At 73.7% G+C, this 22,034-nt stretch carries 13 protein-coding genes; 12 read left to right on the top strand and 1 reads right to left on the bottom strand.

Annotated features, from left to right (window positions below; translation table 11 throughout):
- Window positions 1-24 precede the first annotated feature (24 nt).
- From ABME01_RS05870 to ABME01_RS05925, 12 genes are all read left to right on the top strand, one after another.
- Window positions 25-831 carry a PP2C family protein-serine/threonine phosphatase gene (locus ABME01_RS05870; protein ID WP_353827435.1) on the top strand — a complete coding sequence of 269 codons (807 nt, stop codon included), beginning with the start codon at window positions 25-27 and terminating at the stop codon, window positions 829-831.
- Window positions 832-921: 90 nt separating this feature from the next.
- Window positions 922-2,328, top strand: coding sequence for a serine/threonine-protein kinase (locus ABME01_RS05875; protein WP_353827436.1), 1,407 nt, complete (start codon window positions 922-924; stop codon window positions 2,326-2,328).
- Window positions 2,329-2,345: 17 nt separating this feature from the next.
- Window positions 2,346-8,183 (top strand): Ig-like domain-containing protein, encoded by a 5,838-nt coding sequence (locus ABME01_RS05880; RefSeq protein WP_353827437.1) that lies wholly within the window; start codon window positions 2,346-2,348, stop codon window positions 8,181-8,183.
- 20 nt (window positions 8,184-8,203) lie between these two features.
- Window positions 8,204-9,175, top strand: a complete 972-nt coding sequence (locus tag ABME01_RS05885) for an AAA family ATPase (RefSeq protein WP_353827438.1) — start codon at window positions 8,204-8,206, stop codon at window positions 9,173-9,175.
- Complete coding sequence (locus tag ABME01_RS05890) at window positions 9,172-10,551, top strand: DUF58 domain-containing protein (RefSeq protein ID WP_353827439.1); 1,380 nt, start codon at window positions 9,172-9,174, stop codon at window positions 10,549-10,551. The genes ABME01_RS05885 and ABME01_RS05890 overlap by 4 nt, the downstream gene beginning before the upstream one ends.
- Window positions 10,548-12,884 (top strand): transglutaminaseTgpA domain-containing protein, encoded by a 2,337-nt coding sequence (locus ABME01_RS05895; protein WP_353827440.1) that lies wholly within the window; start codon window positions 10,548-10,550, stop codon window positions 12,882-12,884. The genes ABME01_RS05890 and ABME01_RS05895 overlap by 4 nt, the downstream gene beginning before the upstream one ends.
- Window positions 12,881-13,471, top strand: coding sequence for an FHA domain-containing protein (locus tag ABME01_RS05900; protein ID WP_353827441.1), 591 nt, complete (start codon window positions 12,881-12,883; stop codon window positions 13,469-13,471). The genes ABME01_RS05895 and ABME01_RS05900 overlap by 4 nt, the downstream gene beginning before the upstream one ends.
- A 91-nt stretch (window positions 13,472-13,562) precedes the next feature.
- Entirely contained in the window at window positions 13,563-16,517 is a 2,955-nt protein-coding gene (locus tag ABME01_RS05905; RefSeq protein ID WP_353827442.1) for an FtsK/SpoIIIE domain-containing protein, read from the top strand.
- A gap of 157 nt (window positions 16,518-16,674) precedes the next feature.
- On the top strand, window positions 16,675-17,892 hold the full coding sequence (locus tag ABME01_RS05910) for an ABC transporter substrate-binding protein (RefSeq protein ID WP_353827443.1): 1,218 nt from the start codon (window positions 16,675-16,677) through the stop codon (window positions 17,890-17,892).
- Window positions 17,892-19,091, top strand: coding sequence for an ABC transporter ATP-binding protein (locus ABME01_RS05915; RefSeq protein WP_353827505.1), 1,200 nt, complete (start codon window positions 17,892-17,894; stop codon window positions 19,089-19,091). Before ABME01_RS05910 ends, ABME01_RS05915 begins: the two co-directional genes overlap by 1 nt.
- Window positions 19,092-19,094: 3 nt before the next feature.
- A complete protein-coding gene (locus tag ABME01_RS05920; protein ID WP_353827444.1) occupies window positions 19,095-20,006 on the top strand; it encodes an ABC transporter permease in 912 nt (303 codons plus the stop codon).
- A 116-nt stretch (window positions 20,007-20,122) separates the two neighbouring features.
- On the top strand, window positions 20,123-20,905 hold the full coding sequence (locus tag ABME01_RS05925; protein ID WP_436407405.1) for an ABC transporter permease: 783 nt from the start codon (window positions 20,123-20,125) through the stop codon (window positions 20,903-20,905).
- A 139-nt stretch (window positions 20,906-21,044) separates the two neighbouring features.
- Here the strand turns inward: ABME01_RS05925 and ABME01_RS05930 are convergent, their stop codons facing one another.
- Entirely contained in the window at window positions 21,045-22,034 is a 990-nt protein-coding gene (locus ABME01_RS05930; RefSeq protein ID WP_353827445.1) for an asparaginase, read from the bottom strand.

Here is a 22,034-nt window from a genome sequence, read left to right on the forward strand (position 1 = left end):
CTCGATCGGACACTGGGGGAACGGGTGACGCAGATCGGCAACGGCAACAGCCGCCATCGGGTCGCGCTGCCCGACGGGACGGAGGTCTCGCTCTCGTGGGCCGCTGCGACCGACACGGGCCTGCGCCGCGCCGTCAACGAGGACAGCTTCGTGGCCCAGGCGCCGGTCTTCGCCGTCGCGGACGGCATGGGCGGTCACGCCGCGGGCGACTTCGCGAGCGCCGCGGTCGTCACCCGGCTCGCCGAGCACGGCGGCCGGGAGTCGGTCGGGACGGACGACATCGACGGCGCGCTCAGGCTCGCCGTGCAGGACATGGGCCGTGGTCGGGGCGTGACCGACGAGGGCAGCGGGACCACCGTCACCGGGGTCGCGCTCGGGGTGATCGGCGACCAGCCCGCGTGGATCGTCTTCAACATCGGCGACTCCCGGGTCTACCGCCTCGTCGGCGGGGTCCTCGAACAGCTCACCGTCGACCACTCCATCGTCCAGGAACTCGTCGATGCCGGCCAGATCACCCGCGATGAGGCCGACACGCACCCCCATTCCAACGTCATCACGCGCGCCGTCGGGTTCCACGAGGCCCCGATCCCGGACTACCGGGCCATCCCGCTCGAGGAGGGCATGCGGCTCCTCATCTGCTCCGACGGGCTCACGAAGGAACTCACCTCGTACGGCATCCGCCACTTCCTGATCTCCGGGCGCAGCCCCGAGCAGGCGGTCCGTCAGCTGGTCGACGCCGCGGTCGGCAACGGGGGCCGCGACAACGTCACCGTGGTCGTCGTCGACGTGCTCCGCGTCGTCACCCCGACCGCCGAGGCCGACGGCGACTGACCCTGGAGCGGCCGACCCTACAATTGGGGTCACCCCGGGTGACGTGCGCATCCGGCGGATGCGAGATCACCGAGGCCGTTGGGGAGGATCGTGACGAGGCGACTGCCGTCCACGCCGCCGAACCTGCCCGGCTTCTCCTTCATCCGGGTGCTCGGGTCCGGCGGCTTCGCCGACGTCTTCCTCTACGAGCAGAACATGCCCCGGCGACTCGTCGCGGTCAAGGTCCTGCTGGCCGAGGTCGTCAACGACGAGGTCCGGCAGATGTTCCAGGCCGAGGCGAACCTCATGGCACAGCTCTCGAGCCATCCGTCGATCCTGACCGTCTACCAGGCGAGCGTCGCCGCAGACGGGCGACCCTACCTCGTCATGGAGTACTGCTCGGCGACGCTCGGGCAGCGCTACCGGGCCGTGCAGCTGCCGCTGGCCGAGGTCCTCTCCATCGGCGTCCGGATCGCCAGCGCGATCGAGACCGCCCATCGGCAGGGGGTGCTGCACCGCGACATCAAGCCGTCGAACATCCTCACGACCGCCTACGGGCACCCGGTGCTCGCCGACTTCGGGATCGCCGCCACGCTGGGGCAGGCCGAGGCGAGCGACGCCGTCGGACTCTCCGTGCCCTGGTCGGCGCCGGAGGTGCTCCTCGACGAGGTGGCCGGGACGGTCGCCAGCGAGGTCTGGTCGCTCGGCGCGACCGTCTACTCGCTCCTCGCCGGACGGAGCCCCTTCGAGGTGCCGGGCGGCGACAACGGCACGGTGGCGCTCGTGGGACGGATCGAGAAGGCGCGCGTCGTCCCCACCGGCAGGCCCGACGTCCCCCGGAGCCTGGAGGCCGTGCTCGCCCGCGCGATGTCGAGGCGGCCGGCGGACCGCCAGTCCAGTGCGCTGGAGTTCATCCGCGACCTGCAGGCCGTCGAGGAGGAGCTCTCGCTCCCGCAGACACCGCTCGAGGTGGCCATGGACGACTGGGCACTGGCCACCGCGGTGGACCTCGACGAGCGGACCCGGATCGGCGCCGGCACCACGGTGCGTCCGTCCTCCCGCGCGCGACGGCGACGCGCGTCGGCGACCGTGCGCCCCGGATCGACCGACGCGCACTCGCAGGGGTCCGCCTCGGTGCGCGGCCGCGCCGCGCCGCCGTCGACCGCCCGGCTCATCGTCGGCGTCGCCATCGCGGCCGGCGTGTTCGTCGCGCTCGTCGTCGCCGGTCTCGTCACGGTCGCTCGCGGCGCCGGCGGGATCCCGATCGTGACGGACGTCCGCGCCAGGACCGACGGTGCGGCGGTCGAGTTCACCTGGGACGACCCCGGCCTGCGCCAGGGCGACGCCTACCTCGTCACCGTCGACGGCCGCCCGTCACCGCCCCAGCGCGCGTCCCAGTACGCGATCAGCGTCGACGAACCCGGCACGGTGTGCGCGAGCGTGAGCGTCTGGCGGGAGGGCCAGTCGGGCGCACCGAGCGCGGAGCGGTGCATCGAGGTCGACGAGGTGCCGCGGTGAACCTGCGGAGGGTGTGGATGCGGCACCGCTCGGCGGTCGCGACGACGGCGGTCGTGACCGTGGTGGTGGCGCTCGTCGCGGGCGTCGCCGTGGCATCCGGCGGGTACACGGCGCAGCGGATCGACCTCGGCGACGCCGCCGTGTGGGTGGCCAACGACGAGCGCCGCACCGTCGGACGGGCGAACACCGCGGTGCTCGAGCTCAACGCGGTCGTCGACACGGGCGGCGCGCGCGCCGAGATCCTGCAGCGGGGCACGTCGGTCCTCGTGCTCGACCGCGATCGCGCGAGCGTCGGGCTCGTCGACCCCGCCACCGCGACCGTCACCGACACCGTCGCCGTGCCGGCGGATGCGGACCTGTCGCTCGCCGACGGGCGCGTGGTGGTCTCCGCCGGTGGCGACGTGTGGACCGCACCCGTGGACGACTTCGGCGCATTCGTCGCCGACTCCGACCCGGCGGTCTCCTTCGGTCCCGGCGCCGTCGTCTCGGTCGATCCGGCGGGCCGGATCTTCGGGTTCGTCCCGAGCACCGGCGTCCTGTACGCCACGAGTGCCGATCGGCCCGACGAGGTCGCCGCCACGCAGCTCGACCCGCTCGAGGAGGACGCGGCCGTGCAGCTCACGTCGGTCGGCGGTCGCTGGGTGCTCCTCGATGAGGCGGCCGGCGTGCTCCGTCTCCCGGGTGACGCGCGCGTCGCGCTGGGGGAGCGCGTCGCGCCCGCCGAGGCGCCGGTGCTGCAGGCGCCCGCGGTCGGGGGCGAGTCGGTCCTGCTGGCCACGCGCGACGGCCTGCTCGAGGTGCCGCTGGACGGATCCGAGCCGGGCGTGCTCGTCGACGGGCGGCGCGGAGCGCCCGCCCGTCCGGTGGTCCACGACGGGTGCCGTCACGCCGCGTGGGCGCAGGGCGTCGCGTGGAGCGACTGCGGGGCCGAGGAGACCGTGTCGCTCGCCGGGGCGGAGGGCGCGCTCGTGCTCGAGTACCGGGAGAACGGTCGCACCCTCGTCCTCAACGACCGTCGCAGCGGCGCGAGCTGGGCGGCATCCGGAGACTACGGGCTCATCGACAACTGGGACGACCTGCTCGCGATCCAGCGCGACGACCAGACCGTCGAGGAGAACGACCCCGACACCACCCCGACCGTGGAGAAGACCCAGGTCCCGCCCGTGGCCGTCGACGACGAGTTCGGCGCACGGCCCGGCCGGGCGACCCTCCTCCCCGTGCTCCTGGACGACTACGACGCGAACGGCGACGTGCTCGTGGTGACCGGGGTGGACGGCGACCTGCCCGGGTGGGCGCGCCTCGACGTCGTCGCCGACGACCAGCAGGTGCAGCTGACGCTCGGGGACGAGGCCGTCGGCTCGTTCGAGTTCGGGTACGCGATCGACGACGGACGGGGCGGCGGCGCGAACGCGGTCGTCACGATCACGGTGCGGACCGACGACGAGAACGGGGCGCCCGAGCAGCTGCGCCCGACCCGCGCGGTCGTCGAGGACGGCGGCCGGGTCACGACCGCGGTGCTCGGCGAATGGGTCGATCCGGACGGCGATCCCGTGTTCCTCCGCCGCGCGTCCGTCGACCAGCCCGACCGCGTCTCGTCGACCGCCGACGGCGTCGTGGTCTTCGACGAGGGCGGCGAGGGCCCGGCGCGGACCGTCTCGCTGGTCGTCTCCGACGGACGCGACGACGGCAACGGCGCGATGACGGTCGCGGTGCGCGCGCCGGGCGAGGCGCCGCTGGTGGCCGAGTCGTTCGTCGCCCTCGCGACGGCCGGCGAGGAGGTCGAGCTGGAACCCCTCCGCCACGTGCGCGGCGGATCGGGCACCCCCCACCTGACCGCGGTGCCGTCCAAGCCCCGCGCCGAGATCACGGCGGACTTCGATGCCGGCACGTTCCGGTTCCGCACCGAGGACGTGCGCACGCATTACCTCGAGTACACCGTCACCGACGGCGCGCAGACCGCGACGGGGCTCGTGCGCGTCGAGGTCAGCGCGCCGCCCGAGCGGGACACCGTGCCGATCACGGTGCCGCACACCGCCTTCCTGCGGCTGGACCAGCCGGCGGAGGTCGACGTCCTCGCCACCGACATCGACCCCACCGGAGGACTGCTCATCCTCACTGGCAGCGACGGGCTGCCCGACGACGGCGGGGTGCGCATCGAGATCGTCGACCACCGCGTGCTGCGCGTGACGCTCAACCGGCCGCTGCCCACCGGTTCGACCGAGTTCGGGTACCGCGTGAGCAACGGCCTCGCGGACGCCGAGGGCACCGTGACGGTCGTCGAGGTGCCGACCCCGGACCGGTTCCAGCCCCCGGTGGCCGTCCCGGACACCGCGTCCGCGCGGACCGGTGACGTCATCGACATCCCCGTCCTCGACAACGACGAGCACCCCGACGGCGACCGGCTGACACTCGCCCCCGACCTCGTGCAGCAGCCGGAGGACGGACTGCTGTTCGCCTCGGGAGACCGCCTGCGCTACGCGGCCCCGGAGACCCCGGGCGAGTTCGAGGCGATCTACCGGGTCGAGGGGCCGGACGGCCAGTTCGGCACGGCCTCGGTCGCGATCACCGTCCGCGAGGCCGACCCGGAGGGCAACAGCCCGCCGGTTCCCCGCACGGCGACCGCGCGGGTGCTCTCCGGCGGGACGGTGCGGATCCCGATCCCGCTCGGCGGCATCGACCCCGACGGCGACTCCGTCCAGTTGGTCGGGCAGGAGTCGAACCCGGAGCGGGGCTCGGTCGTGGACCGCGGCGCCGACTGGCTCGAGTACCGGGCGGGGGAGTACTCGGCCGGGACCGACACGTTCGAGTACACGGTCGTCGACGCCCTCGGCGCACGTGCGACCGGGACGGTGCGCGTGGGCGTCGCCCCCGGGCTCGACGGGGCTCGGGCCCCGGTCGCGGTCGAGGACGAGATCACGGTCCGGCCGGGGCGGACGGTCGCGGTGCGGGTGCTCGAGAACGACACCGACCCGGACGGCTCGCCGCTCCGGCTGACGGGGGTCGAGCCGAACACCCCGGGCACCCGCGCACAGGTCGTCGACGACGTCGTCGTGGTGCAGGTCCCCGACGCGCCCGGAATCTACGGGGCCATCTACACGATCGAGAACGAACGGCAGGCGAGCGGGTCGAGCTACCTGCGCATCACGGCGGACCCCGACGCGCCCCTGGCGCGACCGGAGGCGACGGATGTCGTGCTCAGCCTCACCGACGTCCTCGAGGAGGACGAGGTGGACGTGGCCGTGCTCGAGGACGTCTTCATCGCGGACGCCGATGCGGGCGACGCGGACGTGTCGCTGGTGCCCGGGTACGCCGACGGCGCCCGCGTCGGGGCCGACGGGTCGATCCGGGTCGAGGTCCGCGACCAGCGTCGGATCATCCCGTTCTCGGTGGGCCACCCCGAGGACCCCGACGTGCGCGCCTACGCGTTCATCTGGGTGCCGGGCCGCGACGACGCGCTGCCCCAGCTGCGCCGCGACGCCCCGACCGTGCGCGTGGTCTCGGGCGAGCAGGTCGTGCTCGAGCTCGAGGATCACGTGGTCGCGGCGTCCGGGCGTCCGGTCCGCCTCACGGATGCGGCGACCGTCCGCGCCTCGCACTCCGACGGCAGCGACCTCGTCGTCGACGCCGACACCATCCGCTTCCGCAGCGAGGAGGGCTACTTCGGCCCGGCGTCCATCTCGTTCAGCGTGACCGACGGGGAGGGCGCCGACGACCCGGACGGCCGCACCGGCACGATCGTCATCCCGATCGACGTGCGGCCCGCCGAGGGCCAGCCGCCGACGTTCACGGGCGGGGTCATCGACTTCGAGCCCGGCCAGGAGAAGCCGATCGACCTCGAACGGCTCACGAGCACCCCGGATGACAGCGGGGAGCTCGCGTACCGGGTCGTCGGCCCCGTCCCGGAGGGCTTCGGCATCGAACTGGACGGGAGCGAGCTCCGGGTGCGCGTCGCCGAGGACACGCCGCAGGGCACGCGCCGCTCGATCACGGTGGCCGTCGAGGACGGCGGGATCGAGGGCACTCCCGGCCGGATCGAGATGCGGGTCGTGCCGTCCACCCGGCCCGTCGCGCGCCCCGCGCCCGATCTCGCGGTCGCGCCGCGGGGGCGCACCACCACCGTCGACGTCCTCGCGAACGACGCCGCCGGGAACCCGTTCCCCGGGATCCCGCTTCGCGTGGTCCGGGTGCGGGGGCTCGACGAGGCCAGCCTGCCGGCGGGCGTCTCCGTCGTGCCGGACGCCGACCGCTCGCGGCTGACGGTCGCCGTGGCGGCCGGCGCGGAGCCGGTGAACACGACGCTGCAGTACCAGGTCGCCGACGCGACCGCGGACCCGAGCCGGTTCGCGTGGGGGACGATCACGATCTCGGTGCAGGACCGGCCGGATCCCGTGACCGACGCCCGCCTCACGGCGTTCCGCGACGGCGAGATCGACCTCGCGTTCGGCGCGGGCGCCGCCAACAACTCGCCGATCGAGGGCTACCGGATCGGCCTGGTCGATCCGGCCGACGGAACCGAGGTCGCCGCGATCGAGTGCGTCGCGACCACGTGCACCGTGCCGACCCGGGGCAACGGGCCATCGGCCGCGGCGCTCGTGCGCATCCAGGCGCGCAACGCGATCGGGCTCGGCGACGCGGTCGAGCTGCCCGAGCCGGTGTGGTCCGACGTGGTCCCGGCACCGGTCCGGGACCTGCGCGCCGCCCCGCTCGACGGGCGCCTCCGGGTGGAGTGGACGCCCGTGCCGACGGGCAGCGGAAGCCCGGTGCAGACCTACGTCGTCTGGATCGCGGGCGCGCCCACCGAGGTCTCCCCGTCGCGGGCGTGCACCGCCACGCGGTGCTCGCTCGAGTCGCAGGAACTCCTGAACGGCAGCGTCGTCGCCGTGACCGTCAGCGCCCGGAACGGCGCGCTCCCGGCCCTGGCCGCCTGGACGGAGGCGAGCACGAGCGGCACCCCCTTCGGTTCGCCGTTCGCGGGCTCGATCTCGGTCGATGCGGATGCCGCGGCGGGCAGCACCGTCGTCTCGTGGACGCCCTTCGACGGCAACGGCGATCCCATCGGCGGGTACTTCGTCCAGCGCCTCGTCGAGGGCGAGACATCGGTCCCCACCGGCGCGCAGGCGTGCTCGGTCAGCTCGCCCGCACCGGGTTCGGTCGTCGCGCCGACGGTCGGGGGCACCGTCGCCGAGATGGTGCGCGTCGGCGCCGGGGCGGCGAGCGTGGAGTTCTCGGGCACCAACGTGGAGGCCGCACGCTACGGCTTCGTGGTCTGGGGCCACAACCGAGCCGGATGCGTCGCGACGGCCGTCGCGACCACGGTCGTCCGGCCGGCCCCGGGCGCGATCGGCTCGGTGCGCAGCGACATGGACTGGCTGAACTCCGAGACGTGGGATCGCTACATCGACGACGTCGAGGCGGGGGGCAAGCGACTGCAGATCGTCGCCGTCGACGCGAACGGCGCGCGGGTCGGCTCGCCGAGGGACTTCTCCGGCTCGGGGTGGCTCCGCCAGCTGCTCAGCCGGCCGTTCGGGGAGACCGCCCGGTTCCAGGTGCGCTCGTGCACCGTGTGGGGCACGTGCGGCCCGTGGTCGGAGACCTTCCCGGGCGAGGACTCGCCCACGCTGACCTTCGCCCTGCCGGGCCGTGACTACGATCGCGGCACGGGCACGTGGTCGTGGACCGCGGACCCTGCCAACGGCGGCCTCCCCGCGGCGTACCGCTGCGGGACCGACGGCGACCGGGTCGGACGGCAGGCGCAGACGGCCACGTCCTGCCGGATCGACGGCGCGAAGGCCGGCGACCCGGTCTGGTTGGATGTTGAGGTCGCGGGTGTGACCGCGAGGTTCGAGGCGAAGTGACGGCGACCGAGGAGCAGCGCATGACCATGACCCCCGAGGACGCCACCCGCTTCGCGGCGAACCTCGACCGGCTCGTCGGAGCGGTCGAGGAGATCCTGCTCGGCAAGAACCGGGTCATCCGACTCGCGTTCACGGCGCTGCTCAGCGAGGGCCACCTGCTGCTCGAGGACGTCCCGGGCACCGGCAAGACGTCGCTGGCGCGGGCCATGGCGCAGTCGGTCGCCGGGTCGAGCAACCGCGTCCAGTTCACGCCGGACCTGCTGCCGGGCGACATCACGGGCGTCTCGGTCTACGACCAGCGCTCGGGCGCGTTCGAGTTCCACCCGGGGCCGGTCTTCGCCAACATCGTGCTCGCGGACGAGATCAACCGCGCGAGCCCGAAGACGCAGTCGGCACTCCTCGAGGTCATGGAGGAGGGGCAGGTGACGGTCGACGGACAGACCCACGTCGTCGGCCGACCGTTCATGGTCATCGCGACGCAGAACCCCGTGGAGCAGGCGGGCACGTACCGGCTCCCGGAGGCGCAGCTCGACCGGTTCCTGATGCGCACGTCGATCGGGTACCCCGACCACGCGTCGACCATCCGCATCCTCGAGGGCACCGACCAGCGCGCCCACGACCACCGGGTGGGGGCCCGCCTGGACGCCTCCGAGATCGTCGAGATGGCCGCCCTCGCACGGACGGTCTACGTCGACCCGACCATCAACGACTACGTCTCGCGCCTCGTCGACGCGACGCGGAGCGCGACCGAGGTCCGGCTCGGCGTCAGCGTGCGCGGCGCCCTCGCCCTGGTGCGCGCCGCGAAGACGCACGCTGCGGGCCGCGGCCGGCACTACGTCGTTCCCGACGACGTGAAGGCGCTGGCCGAGCCGGTGCTGGCGCACCGCCTCATCCTCGACCCCGAGGCGGAGTTCGACGGGGTGACCGCATCCAACCTCATCGCGCAGGTGCTCATCGAGACGCCGCCGCCGTCCGCGAGGCAGGCCGGGTGACCTTCGAGACCCGATCGACCATTCCCGAGGAGGCCGCCCGCCAGGGAGTCCTCGCGGCGGTCATCGCGCGTCTCGTCGTCGCGGCGCGCGCCGCGGTCGCGTTCGCGGAGCGCGCGACCCGAGCCGCGCGCGGCGTGGTCACGCCGCTCGGCTGGGGGGTGCTCGCCACGTCCGTCGTCGCGCTCGGTGCCGGGTACATCTGGGGATGGCTGGAACTCGTCCTGATCGGATGGGGGCTCCTCCTGCTCGCGGCCGTGGCCTCGGCCTGGCTCGTCGGGCGCGGCGCGGGAGCGATCGAGCTGTCGCTGCCGGTGGCGCGCGTCGCCGCGGGGGAGGCGGCGCAGGCGCGGCTCGTCGCACGCAATCCGGGGCGCCGGCGCTTCGCGGGGGCACGGCTCGAGCTGCCGGTCGGAGCGCGCGTCCTGACCCGCATGGTGCCCGCGCTGCCGCGCGGCGGCGCATTCGACGAGCGGGTGGCCGTGCCGACCGAGCGCCGGGGCGTCGTCGACGTCGGCCCGGCGCGCACGGTGCGCGCCGACCCGATCGGGCTCATGCGGCGCGAGATCGTCTGGTCCGGCGTGCACGAGCTGCACGTGCATCCGCGCACCGTCGCGGTGTCGGCCCTCAGCACGGGGTACCTCCGCGACCTCGAAGGGGCCCCGACCCGGGACCTGACCGCGAGCGACATCGCGTTCCATGCGCTCCGCGAGTACCAGCCGGGCGACGACCGACGCTACATCCACTGGCGCAGCTCGGCGAAGACCGGCACCTTCATGGTGCGCCAGTTCGAGGAGACCCGGCGGAGCCGCCTGATGGTGCTGCTCGACCTCGCGGCCGACGCCTACGAGGACCCCGATGACTTCGAGCTCGCGGTCAGCGTGGCCGGATCCATCGGCGCTCGCGCCATCCGCGACGCCCGGAGCCTCGCGTTCGTGGTGTCGGGCCGGGAGCGGCCGCGCCGCGCGTCGTCGGCGCGCCGACCCGCCGGCGCGAGCGATCCGATCGGACCGCGCGGACGTCCGCGCGGGCTCGCGGCGATGCGGGAACTGCCGACCGCGTCGCGCGATCGCCTGCTCGACGCGCTCTGCCTGGTCGAGGTCGACGACCGGGCCGGCGGACTCGGCGACACGGTCAGGGCGGCGACCGAGTCGATCGCCGGCGTCTCGCTCGCGTTCATCGTGACCGGCGGAGCACGGAGCCTCGCCGACCTCCGGCACGCCGCATCCCGGCTGCCCATCGGCGTCGAGGCCGTCGCGGTGCGGTGCGCCTCCGAGGGGGAGGCGACCGCCGGCGCGCTCGGCGGGCTCTCCGTGTACGGCATCGGCTACCTCGAGGACCTCACGGCGCTCCTGGCCAGGACGGCATCCGTCGCATGAGCGCGGCGAGCACCGATCGGCGGTCGCCCGCGGGACCCCGCGGGGGGCGGTCGCGCCCGAGGATCCGCATCGCCGGTGCCGGCCTGTGGTCGGCGCTCGCGAGCACCCTGCTGCTCGCGGTGGTGACGTCGACCGCGATGGTCCCGTGGTGGCCGGTCTACGAGAGCCCAGAGTTCCTCGTCGCCGCAGCGGTGGCGATCGGCGCCGGGTGCGCGATCGCCGTGCTCGGCGCCGCCTACGCCTGGCCCGCGTGGGCGGTGGTCACGGCCGTCGTCGGCGCGTACCTCGTCCTCGGCGTGCCCGTGGCCGTCCCGACGCGGGCCTACGGCGCGCTCCCCACGGCGGAGGGCCTGGTCGACCTCGTGTCCGCGGCGGCGCTGTCGTGGAAGCAGCTGGTCACGATCTCCGTCCCGGTCGGCTCCTATCAGGCTTTGCTCGTGCCGCCGTTCCTCCTCGGACTGGTCGCATCGACGGCGTCGGTGACGATCGCCCTCCGGACGTCGCGTCCCTCGCTGGCGCTCCTCCCGCCCGCGGGGCTGCTCGTCGCGGGCGTCCTCCTCGGCGTGGTCCACGACGACGTCGCGTTCGAGGCGGGCGTCGGCTTCCTGGTCGCGAGCGCCGCCTGGCTGGTGCGGGTCGCGATCGCCGAACGCCGGCGAACGAGCTCGGAGTCGCCCTCGGAGGCGGCGCTCGCCGACGCGCGGCGGATCGTCGGGGCGACGGTCGTGGTCGCGGTCGCGCTCGTCGGGGCGACCGCCGCGGCGCTCGCACTCCCCGCCGGTCCGAGGTCCGTGGTGCGCTCGGAGCTCCGGCCGCCCTTCGAGCCGAACGACCACGACAGCCCGCTCGCCGGCTTCCGGTCCGCGTTCGGTCCGGCGGAGGCGGAGGTCGAGATGCTCTCGGTCCGCGGACTCCCGGACGGGGTCGGGCTGCGGGTCGCCACCCTCGATTCGTACGACGGGGTCGTCTACGCCGTGGGCGGCGCCGACCGGTCCGCGGCATCCGGACAGTTCACGCGGCTGCCGTACCGGCTCGACCAGTCGGACGCCCCGGGACGACCGGTCGACCTCGAGGTCACGGTGCTCGGCTACGACGACGTCTGGGTGCCGGGGGTCGGCCAGCTCGAGCAGATCTCGTTCTCCGGCGACCGCAACGACCGGCTGGAGGACGAGTTCGCCTACAACGACGTCACCGGCACCGCGGCGGTGCGATCCGGGCTGACGGCCGGGGACGCCTACGCGGCGGCGTCCGTCGCCCCCGTCGAGCCGGCCGACACGGCGGCGCTGCGGCCCGGCGGCGCGATCCTGCCCGCCTCCCCGGCACCTCCGGACGAGCTGCTCCGGCTCCTCGACCGCTGGACGCGATCGGCCGACGCGCCGGGCGTCAGGCTCGCGGCGATGATCGAGGGCTTCCACCGCGAGGGGTACGTGAGCCACGGACTCGACACCGAGGACGCGCCCAGCCGATCCGGTCACGCGCTCGACCGGATCGCCGAGCTCGCCACCGCGCGACCGATGGTCGGCGACGGCGAGCAGTACGCGGTCGCGGCGGCGCTCCTCGCGCGGGAGATCGGCTTCCCCGCGCGCGTGGTGGTCGGCTACCTGCCCTCGTCGGACGGGGGGCCGGACGGCGAGCACGTCCTCCGCGGCGCCGACCTGCAGGCGTGGATCGAGGTGCAGGCCGAGGACGGGTCATGGGTCGCGATCGACCCCAACCCGGACGTGCGTCCGGTGCCGGAGCGCGAGCCGGACGAGCCGACCGTCGTGTCCAGGCCCCAGTCGGCGCTGCCGCCGCCCGAGGATCCGACGCCGGTCGACGACCTCGCCGCGGAGCCCGACGCGGGCAATCAGGACCCCGACCGCGGCGACGCGTGGGTGGCGGCGCTCCTCGCCGCCCTTCGCGTGGGAGGAATCGCCATCGCCGTCCTCGTCGCGATCGCCAGCCCGTTCATGGCGATCGTGCTCGCCAAGGCGCGGCGACGGCGCCTGCGTCGGGGCGCCGCGACGGCGGTCGAGCGCATCGAGGGCGGATGGCAGGAGTTCGCCGACCAGGCGGTGGACCACGGGTACCCGATGCCGGTCGGCGCGACCCGCGCCGAGCAGGCGGCGGTCGTGGGCGGGCTGGCCCCCGCCGTGCTCGCCGCCGTGGTCGACCGCGCGGCGTTCGGCCCCGACGGCCCCGGCGAGGGCGACGACGAACGCGTGTGGCAGGCCGTCGACGAGCTCGGGCGCCGCCTCGACGAGCCCCGGTCGTGGCGCGAGCGCGCGCGCGCCCGGATCTCGCTCGGCTCGCTCGGCGGGTACGCTGGCTCCCGGAAGGGGGCAGGATCGTGAACTGCCGCATCTGCGGGGCGACGCTGCCGGACGGCGCGATGTTCTGCGGCGAGTGCGGGAGCTCGACCTCGGCGACGCCCGAGTCGCGGCGACCCGCGGATCCGCGACCCGGCGACACCTACGTCATCGAGCGTTCCGAACGCGGCGTGCTCAGCGTGCCGCTCGACGCCCCCGCGCCCGAGGCCGACGGTGACTCCGTGCCCGCCGAGTCGCCGCCGCCGGCGGTCGGCCCGGCACCGGCCGGAGACGAACCTGGTGACGCGCCCCGCTTCGTCCTCGCCTTCACCACCGGTGAGGTCGTCACGGTCCACGGGACGGGCCTGGTCGGCCGGCGGCCGCTCGCCGAACCGGGGGAGGCGTTCGACCACCTCGTGCAGATCGTCGACCGCGGCCTGTCCGTCTCGAAGACGCACCTCGAGTTCGGCGAGCACGACGGCGGCCTCTGGATCGCGGACCGGTTCTCGGCGAACGGGACCGTGGTGCGCCGGCCCGGCGAGTCCGGCACCCGCTGCGAGCCCGGCCGTCGAGTGCTGGTGCCGCGCGGCAGCCGCGTCGAGATCGGCGAACAGGCCTTCACCGTCGACTGACCCCTCCTCCACGAGGCGGGCGTCGGGCCGTGAGCGCACCCGGGATCGGGTCGCCGTCCCGCCGACGCGGGTGGGCTGGTGTGATCGGCGGATGACGGATCTCCCGCCGCTCCCGCTCGACCGGCTCCCGTCGCTGCGACTGCCGCCGGAGGCGCCCGCGCCGGTGCGTCCGGGCTTCCCGTGGATCGCCTCGGCGGCCCCGATCGCGGGCGCGATCGCGATCTGGGCGATCACCGGGTCGACGATCTCCCTCGCCTTCGCCGCGCTCGGCCCGCTGGTCGCCGTCGCCGCGATGCTCGACGGGCGTCGTGCCGCGCGACGGGAGCGGCGAGCGCGCTCACGCGATCGGTCGGCGGCGCTCCTGCGCCTCGGCGAGGAGGTGGCGCGCCGCCATGCGCAGGAGCGGGCGGAGGCCTGGCGTGCGTCGCCGAGCGTACGCGACCTCGCCGCCCGGGGGGCGCCGGCGTGGCGGCCGCACCCAGCCGGTCGCGTGGTCGTCGGTGCCGGTACGGTGCCGAGTTCCGTGGTCGTCGAGGGCGACGTCGACCGCGTGGCCGACCCCGAGGCCGCCGAGGTCGTGCTGCTCGCGACCCGGCTCGCCTCGGCCCCGGTCTCGGTCGACCTCGGCGACGGGCTCGGCGTCGTCGGGCCGCTGCCGCTCGCCCGGGCCGTCGCCAGGGCGATGGTGCTCCGCATCGCGGAGGAGGTCCACCCGGACTGGCTGGCCGTCGAGGCGTCCTCGCCGCACTGGGCGTGGACCGCGGGGCTCCCGCACCACGGCCGCGGGCCCGGGGGGCGGCGCCTCCGCATCGTCGAGGCCGGCGAGGTCGGCGAGGAGAGGCGCGAGGCGTCGCGGATCGTCGGCCGGGACGGCGAGACGAGCACGCTCGCCCTCGCGCGCGAGGAGGTCGGGTTGCCGCCCGGCCTGCGCACGCTGATCCGGGTGCGGAGCGCACGGAGCGCGTCCGTCGAGGTCACGGGGCGGGCATGCGTGACCGTGGAGCCCGAGTCCGTGTCGGAGGCCGAGGCGGCGGCCGCGGCCGCACGCCTCCGCGACGTCGCCAGCCGTGCCGGCCTCGGTTCCACCCTCGGCCCGATCCCCGACATGGTGGCGCTCGACGACGTGGTGGGCCCTGCGGCGCTGGCGGCCGGCCGGTCGACGCTGGAGGCCGTCGTCGGAGCGGGGGCGGCGGGGCCGGTGGCCATCGACCTGGTCGCCGGCCCCCACGCGATCGTCGCCGGGACCTCGGGCAGCGGCAAGAGCGAACTGCTCGTCGCGTGGATCGCATCGATGTGCGCCCGGTACGGGCCCGACCGGGTCGCGTTCCTGCTCGTCGACTTCAAGGGGGGCGCCGCCTTCGCCCCGGTCGCCGGGCTCGTGCACGTCACGGGCGTGGTCACCGACCTTGACGAGGGCGAGGCGGCGAGGGCCGTCACGAGCCTGCGTGCGGAGCTCCGCCACCGCGAGCGCGTGCTCGCGCGTGCGGGGGTGCGGGCGATCGACGAGCTGCCGGAGGACCTGACGCTTCCGAGGCTCGTGGTGGTCGTCGACGAGTTCCAGGCGATGATCGAGCGGTTCGCCGAGCTCGGCGCGGTGATCGCCGACCTGGCGGCGCGCGGGCGCTCGCTCGGCGTGCACCTCGTGCTCGCCGCTCAACGGCCGAACGGCGTCGTCCGGGAGCAGGTGAGCGCCAACTGCGGGATCCGGCTCTCGCTGCGCGTCCTGGACCGCGCGGACAGCATGGCCGTCCTCGGGGTCGATGCCGCCGCGCGGCTCGATCCCGCACGGCCGGGCCGCGCGATCGTGGATCGCGGCGACGGCGCCCCGGTGGAGTTCCAGGCCGCGCTCGCCGACGACGGATCGATCGCCGATGCGGCTCGACGCCATCCGGGTGCGGGGGCGCCGCGGCGCCCCTGGCTGGATCGGCTGCCCTCTCGGATCGCGTTCGACGACCTGCCGGCGGTGCTGGGCGATGCGGACGCGGGGCGCGACGGACCGACGGCAGTCGCCGCCATCGCGCCCGGCCCGGACCTCGTGGTCGGCGTCGTGGACGAGCCGGCGGCGCAGCGTCGCTCGCCGGCGACGTGGCGCCCGCTGGAGGATGGCCCGCTCGCGGTGCTCGGCATGCCGGGCTCCGGACGGTCGGTCCTGCTCGAGGCCGTCTCGCAGCAGGTCGTGGCTCGATCCGGGCCCGGGGCCGTGCTGCAGCTCGACGGGCCGCGCGGCGACACCTGGGACCGGCTCCTCGACCTCGCCGGTTCCGGTCCGCCGGGCGAGGGCCTGGACGGCACCAGCACCCATGTGGCGCTCGTGGTGGTCGACGACGTCGACGAGCGGTTCGCCGGATGGCCCGACGAGTACCGGCTCGAGGCGTACGCGTCGCTCGAACGACTGCTCCGCGGGGTCCGACGCGGAGGCCCCGCCGTCCTGCTCGCGGCAGGGCGCCTCGCGGTGCTGCCCTCCGGCATCCGCGATGCCGTGACCTCGCTCGCGCTGCTCCGGCATCCGAGCCGTGCCGACCTCGTGCACGCCGGCGGCGACGGTGCCCTGCATCATCCCGACGGCCCGCCGGGAGCGGGGCAGTGGCGCGGTCATCGCGCCCAGTTCCTGCACTGCGCCCCGTCGGCGACGCGGGCCCCGCGCGTGACCGACGCCCCCCTCCTGCGGCTGCGCGCGACCGGTGCGACGGCGCTCGCGACTTCGCGGCCGGCAGCCGATGCGCGGGCGCTCGCGGTCGGGTCCGGCGCGGAGGTGATCCGGCTCGACGAGGGACCGGAGGCCGTCGCGCGGGCCGCCGCGGTCCTCGCGGGAGGGGCCGTCGATCCCTGCGTCGTCGTGGGCGACGCCGACGCGTGGGCCGCGAACTGGGCGGCGGCGGCGGCCGCGCGCTCCCGAGCCGAGATCATCGTGCACGGCGGCGCGGCGGAGTACCGCGCGCTCGTCCGTGATCCGGCCCTGCCGCCCCTGCTCGACGCCGACCGCGACCAGTGCTGGAGCCGTGCGCCGGGGACTGGCACCGAGCGCCGCACATGGGGCTTCCCGTGACGACGAAATCCGAGCGTCGGCCCCGCGGAACGGCACTGATTCCGTGCGCGAGGGTGCAGAAAACTAACGATTTGGTCATCATCCCGTGACTTCGGCCACGGCGTGTGTCAGGATTTCCGCACCCCTGAACGCGTATGCACCGTCGATTGGAGACCTCGTGAGCAGCCGTCCCCTTCCCCAGGACCCCATCGTCCGCGCCCTCGTGGCGCAGGCCCGACGGGCGCAGCTGACGCGCCGCGGCCTGCTCGCGGGCGCCGGAGCCGGCGCCTCCGCGCTCACGCTCGCGGCGTGCTCGACGGGCGGCGGCCAGGCCGCGCCCACCGCGGCCGCCGACCAGTCCGAGACCGACAAGACGCTCAACTGGGCGAACTGGGCCGCGTACATCGACGAGGACGACGACGGCAACTACCCCACCCTGGACCGCTTCCAGGAAGAGACCGGCATCAAGGTCAACTACGAGGTCGCCGTCGACGACAACAACACCTACTACGGCAAGGTCAAGGACCAGCTCGCCCTCGGCCAGGACATCGGCGCCGACACCGTCTGCCTCACCGACTGGATGGTCTCGCGCTGGATCCGCCTCGGCTACACGCAGGAGCTCGACCACGGCAACATCCCGAACATCGCCAACCTCGAGCCCGCGCTCGCGAACCCGAGCTTCGACGAGGGCCGCAAGCACTCGCTGCCCTGGCAGGGCGGCTTCGCCGGCATCTGCTGGAACACCGAGAAGATCCCCGGCGGCCTCGAGTCCGTCGAGGACCTCTGGAACTCCGAGCTGAAGGGCCGCGTCGGCGTCCTCTCCGAGATGCGGGACACCATGGGCCTGCTCATGCTCCAGAACGGCGTGGACATCTCGAGCCCCGACTGGGGCGACGCCGACTTCGACGCCGCGATCGAGGTGCTCGACGAGCAGGTCGGGAACGGCCAGATCCGCAACATCAAGGGCAACTCGTACCTCGAGGACCTCAAGAGCGAGGACACGCTCGCCGCGATCTGCTGGTCGGGCGACATCACGGTCCTCAACGCCGAGGCCGGTGACAAGTGGCAGTTCGCCATCCCGTCCGCGGGCGGCACCCTGTGGAACGACAACTTCCTCATCCCGGTCGGCTCGCCGCGCAAGGCCAACGCCGAGACGCTCATCAACTACTACTACGAGCCCGAGGTCGCGGCCGAGGTCGCGGCCTGGGTGAACTTCATCACGCCGGTCGTGGGAGCCCAGGAGGCGGCCGCGGCGATCGACCCGGAGCTCGCGGACAACCAGCTCATCTTCCCGAACGAGGAGACGCTCTCGAACGCGTTCATCTTCCGCGCGCTCTCCGGTGCCGAGGAGCAGAAGTACCAGACGCAGTTCCAGCAGATCCTCCTGGGTTCGTGATGTCGATCCGCGAGTTCGCCGAGAGCGGTGCCGACCTCGAGCTGGTCGGCATCCAGAAGCGCTTCCCCGGCTTCACGGCCATCGAGGAGCTCGACCTCACCATCCCGGCCGGATCCTTCTTCGCGCTGCTCGGTCCGTCCGGCTGCGGCAAGACGACCACCCTCCGGCTCGTCGCCGGGCTCGAGGAGCCCACGAAGGGCCGGATCCTCATCGGCGGCAAGGACGTGACCGACACGCGGGCGCACCAGCGCCCCGTGAACACGGTCTTCCAGAGCTACGCCCTGTTCCCGCACATGTCGATCATCGACAACGTGGCCTTCGGGCTGAAGCGTCGTCGGATCGACGGCGCCGAGTCGCGCGCGCACGAAGCGCTCAAGCTCGTCGAGCTCGACCACCTCGCGCAGCGCCGCCCGGCGCAGCTGTCGGGCGGGCAGCAGCAGCGCGTGGCGCTCGCGCGTGCCATCGTGAACCGCCCTGCGCTGCTGCTCCTCGATGAGCCGCTCGGCGCGCTCGACCTGAAGCTGCGCCGCCAGATGCAGCTGGAGCTCAAGACGATCCAGGAGGAGGTCGGCCTGACCTTCCTCCACGTCACCCACGACCAGGAGGAGGCCATGACCATGGCCGACACCGTCGCGGTGATGAACAAGGGCGCGATCGAGCAGATGGGCGCGCCCGAGGAGCTCTACGAGCTGCCGCGCACCGCGTTCGTCGCGAACTTCCTCGGGAAGTCGAACCTCTTCACCGGGGACGTCGTCGACTCGACGTCCGACGCGATCACGGTCGACGCGGGCGGGCAGCGGATCGTCGTGCCGACCGCGCGCGCGCAGCGTCACCAGGGCCTGGTCACGGTCGGCGTCCGACCGGAGAAGGTCACGCTCCACGTCGAGCAGCCGGAGGACGTCACCGGACGCAACCTCCTCGGGCCCGGCCGCGTCATCGACGTGTCGTTCGCCGGCGTCAGCACCGAGTACGCCGTCGCCCTCCCCGGGCTCGGCACGGTCTCGGTGTTCGCGCAGAACATGACGTTCGGTCCGGTCGCACACGAGGGCTCCGAGGTCTGGCTCAGCTGGGACGTCGAGCACGGCTTCGGCCTCTCCGACGTGCCGGACGAGTCGTCGCGCTTCCCGGCCGACCAGGACACGCAGTCGATCGCCACGCAGCGTCGTGAGGCGCTCATCACGGAGCTCGAGGGCAGCTGAGCCATGGCCTTCGCAGCATTCGCGACGGCGGAGGCGCAGCCGCAGGCGACCAAGCGGAAGAGCCCGATCGCGCTCTTCCTCCTGCTCCCGGGCATCCTCTACCTCGTCCTGTTCTTCCTCACGCCCCTGATCTCGCTGATCCTGACGTCCTTGCAGGCGCCGAGCGAGTTCGGCGACATCGGCGTCTACGACTACGCGTTCAACTGGCAGAACTACGTCGATGTGATCCAGGCCTACTGGCCGCACATCCTCCGCTCGTTCGGCTACGCGCTGACCGCGACCGTCTTCGCGCTCCTGTTCAGCTACCCGATCGCGTACTTCATCGGCGTGAAGGCACGTCGCTGGCCCATGCTGCAGAGCCTGCTGCTGGTGCTCGTGATCGCCCCGTTCTTCATCAGCTTCCTCCTGCGCACCCTCGCGTGGAAGCAGCTGCTGTCGGACGAGTCGCTCATCATCACCTCGCTCAAGGCCCTGTCGCTGCTCGCGCCGGACGCGTACTTCGCCGGGACGCCGTTCGCGGTGATCTTCGGCCTGACGTACAACTTCATCCCGTTCATGACGCTCCCGCTCTACACGACGCTCGAGCGCCTCGACACGCGCTACCTCGAGGCCGGAAGCGATCTCTACGCGAACGCGTTCACGGTGTTCCGGAAGGTCACCATCCCGCTGTCGATGCCGGGCATCGTCGCAGGAACCCTGCTGACCTTCATCCCCGCCGCGGGCGACTACGTCAACGCCAGCCGCGACTTCCTCGGCGGACCGGACACGCAGATGATGGGCAACGTGATCGAGGCGAACTTCCTCGTGCTGCTGAACTACCCGGCGGCGGCAGCGCTCTCGATCATCCTGATGGCGGCGATCCTGGTGCTCGTCGGCGTCTACGTGAAGCGCTCGGGAACGGAGGACCTGCTGTGAGCGGTGAAGTCCAGGCGGCCGCCGTCCTCGGCGGACTGACCGAGAGCGAGGAGAGCGAGACGCGGCGACCGCCGCAGGCTCCCAGGCGCCGGAGGCTCGGCCTCGGCGACTGGCTCCTGCCGGCGTACGTGGTGGTCGCGTTCGTGTTCCTGCTGATCCCGATCGTCTACACCTTCGTGTTCTCGTTCAACGACTCGCTGAAGTCGAACATCTCGTGGCGCGGGTTCACCTTCGACAAGTGGCTGAACGTGTGCAACGTCGAGGGCGGCGCGGTCTGCGAGGCGTTCGGCAACAGCATCCTCATCGGCCTCGTCGCGACGGTCGTCGCGACGACGCTCGGCACGATGATCGCGATCGCGCTGGTGCGCTACCGGTTCCGGGCGCGCTCGGCGATCAGCCTGCTGCTGTTCCTGCCGATGGCCACGCCCGAGGTGGTCCTCGGCGCCGGCCTCGCGGCGCAGTTCCTCGCGGTCGGCGTCCCGAAGGACATGACGACGATCATCCTCGCGCACACGATGTTCTGCATCAGCTTCGTCGTGGTGACGGTCAAGGCCCGAGTGTCGAGCCTCGACCCCGCGCTCGAGGAGGCCGGTCGGGACCTGTACGGGTCGCCGCGCGAGGTGTTCTGGCGGATCACCTTCCCGCTGCTGACCCCCGGCATCATGGCGGCGGCGCTCCTGTCGTTCGCGCTGAGCTTCGACGACTTCATCATCACGAACTTCAACTCCGGTTCGGTGACGACGTTCCCGAAGTACATCTACATCTCGGCGGCACGCGGCATCCCCGCGGAGGCGAACGTCATCGCCTCGGCGGTGTTCCTCGTGGCGCTCGCGCTCGTGATCGTCGCCCAGGTGTCGCGCGCGGCGCGCGCGAAGCGACTGGCGGCCACCGCCGGCTGAGCGGGCCCGCACCGTCCGGCGGGCGGTCGCGATCCGATGCGGGTCGCGGCCGCCCGCCGTCGTCCTGCGGTCGGGCGGCTCGCGCGTGAGCGCAGCCGGCCGAACCCGGACGGCGCGAGCCGGTGACCGCCGGAGCGACTCAGACCGTGGCTCGGATGCGACCGACCGGCCGACCGCCGCCGAGCACGTCGAGCCGGAGCTCGGGCTCGATCGCGTCGACCTCGGCGGCCTCGAGGGCGCCGACGCCGACGAGCAGCCGCGTGGCGACGATGGCCGACGCACGCGGCGAGCCGTCGAGCATCTTGAGCGCCACGGTTGTGCCGTCGGGGGCGGTCATGACCTGCACCCCCTCGGCGCCGAACTTCGAGAAGGCACCGAGCCGGTCGATGACCACCGTGTCGGGGCGGCCGGCGCCGGCGATCGCCCAGCCGTGCTCGCGGACGCCCTCGGCCAGGGCCGCGGACTCGCGGAACAGGGCGAACGGCGAGGACGCCGAGGATGTGGTGATCTTCTGGATGCCGCGAGCCAGCGCCGTGAGCCCGATCGCGTGCACCGGGGCGCCGCAGCCGTCGACGACGGAGGCCGCCGGTCGCTCCGCGGTCAGCCGCTCGAGCACGTCGAGGATGCGCTTCTGGAGGGGGTGGTCGGGATCGAGGTAGCCCTCGAGCTCCCAGCCGTTCGCCCGGCAGGCGAGCAGCATCGCGGCGTGCTTGCCGGAGCAGTTCATCGTGATCCGCTCCGGGCCCGCGCCGGCGCGGACGAACTCGTCGCGGGAGGCGCGATCCCGGGGGAACTCGGCGGGGCATCGCAGGGCCGAGGCCGGCAGGTCGCCGCGCGCGAGCAGTCCGCGTACGAGCGAGACGTGACGGGGCGTTCCGTCATGGCTCGCCGTGGCGATCGCGGCGTCCTCACCCCGGAGGGTCACGCCGGAGGTCATCACCGCGAGCGCCTGGAACGGCTTCATGCTCGATCGGGGCAGTACCGGCGTGGCGACGTCGCCGAGCTCACGGAGTACGTCGCCCTCCGGCCCGAGCACGACGGCCGATCCGACATGGCGCGACTCGACGAACCCGCCGCGCTCGACGACGGCGAGCTCGGCGGCGGATGCGGCGGCGAAGGTCTCTGCCAC

Origin of the sequence: Agromyces litoreus, assembly GCF_040496015.1 — a bacterium.
Taxonomy (GTDB): domain Bacteria; phylum Actinomycetota; class Actinomycetes; order Actinomycetales; family Microbacteriaceae; genus Agromyces; species Agromyces litoreus.

Excerpts from the sequence above, each read along its gene's own strand:
- ABME01_RS05895 (WP_353827440.1), top strand. The coding sequence starts at position 10,548 with ATGAGCGCGGCGAGCACCGATCGGCGGTCGCCCGCGGGACCCCGCGGG.
- ABME01_RS05880 (WP_353827437.1), top strand. The coding sequence starts at position 2,346 with ATGCGGCACCGCTCGGCGGTCGCGACGACGGCGGTCGTGACCGTGGTG.
- ABME01_RS05920 (WP_353827444.1), top strand. The coding sequence starts at position 19,095 with ATGGCCTTCGCAGCATTCGCGACGGCGGAGGCGCAGCCGCAGGCGACC.
- ABME01_RS05905 (WP_353827442.1), top strand. The coding sequence starts at position 13,563 with ATGACGGATCTCCCGCCGCTCCCGCTCGACCGGCTCCCGTCGCTGCGA.
- ABME01_RS05885 (WP_353827438.1), top strand. The coding sequence starts at position 8,204 with ATGACCATGACCCCCGAGGACGCCACCCGCTTCGCGGCGAACCTCGAC.
- ABME01_RS05915 (WP_353827505.1), top strand. The coding sequence starts at position 17,892 with ATGTCGATCCGCGAGTTCGCCGAGAGCGGTGCCGACCTCGAGCTGGTC.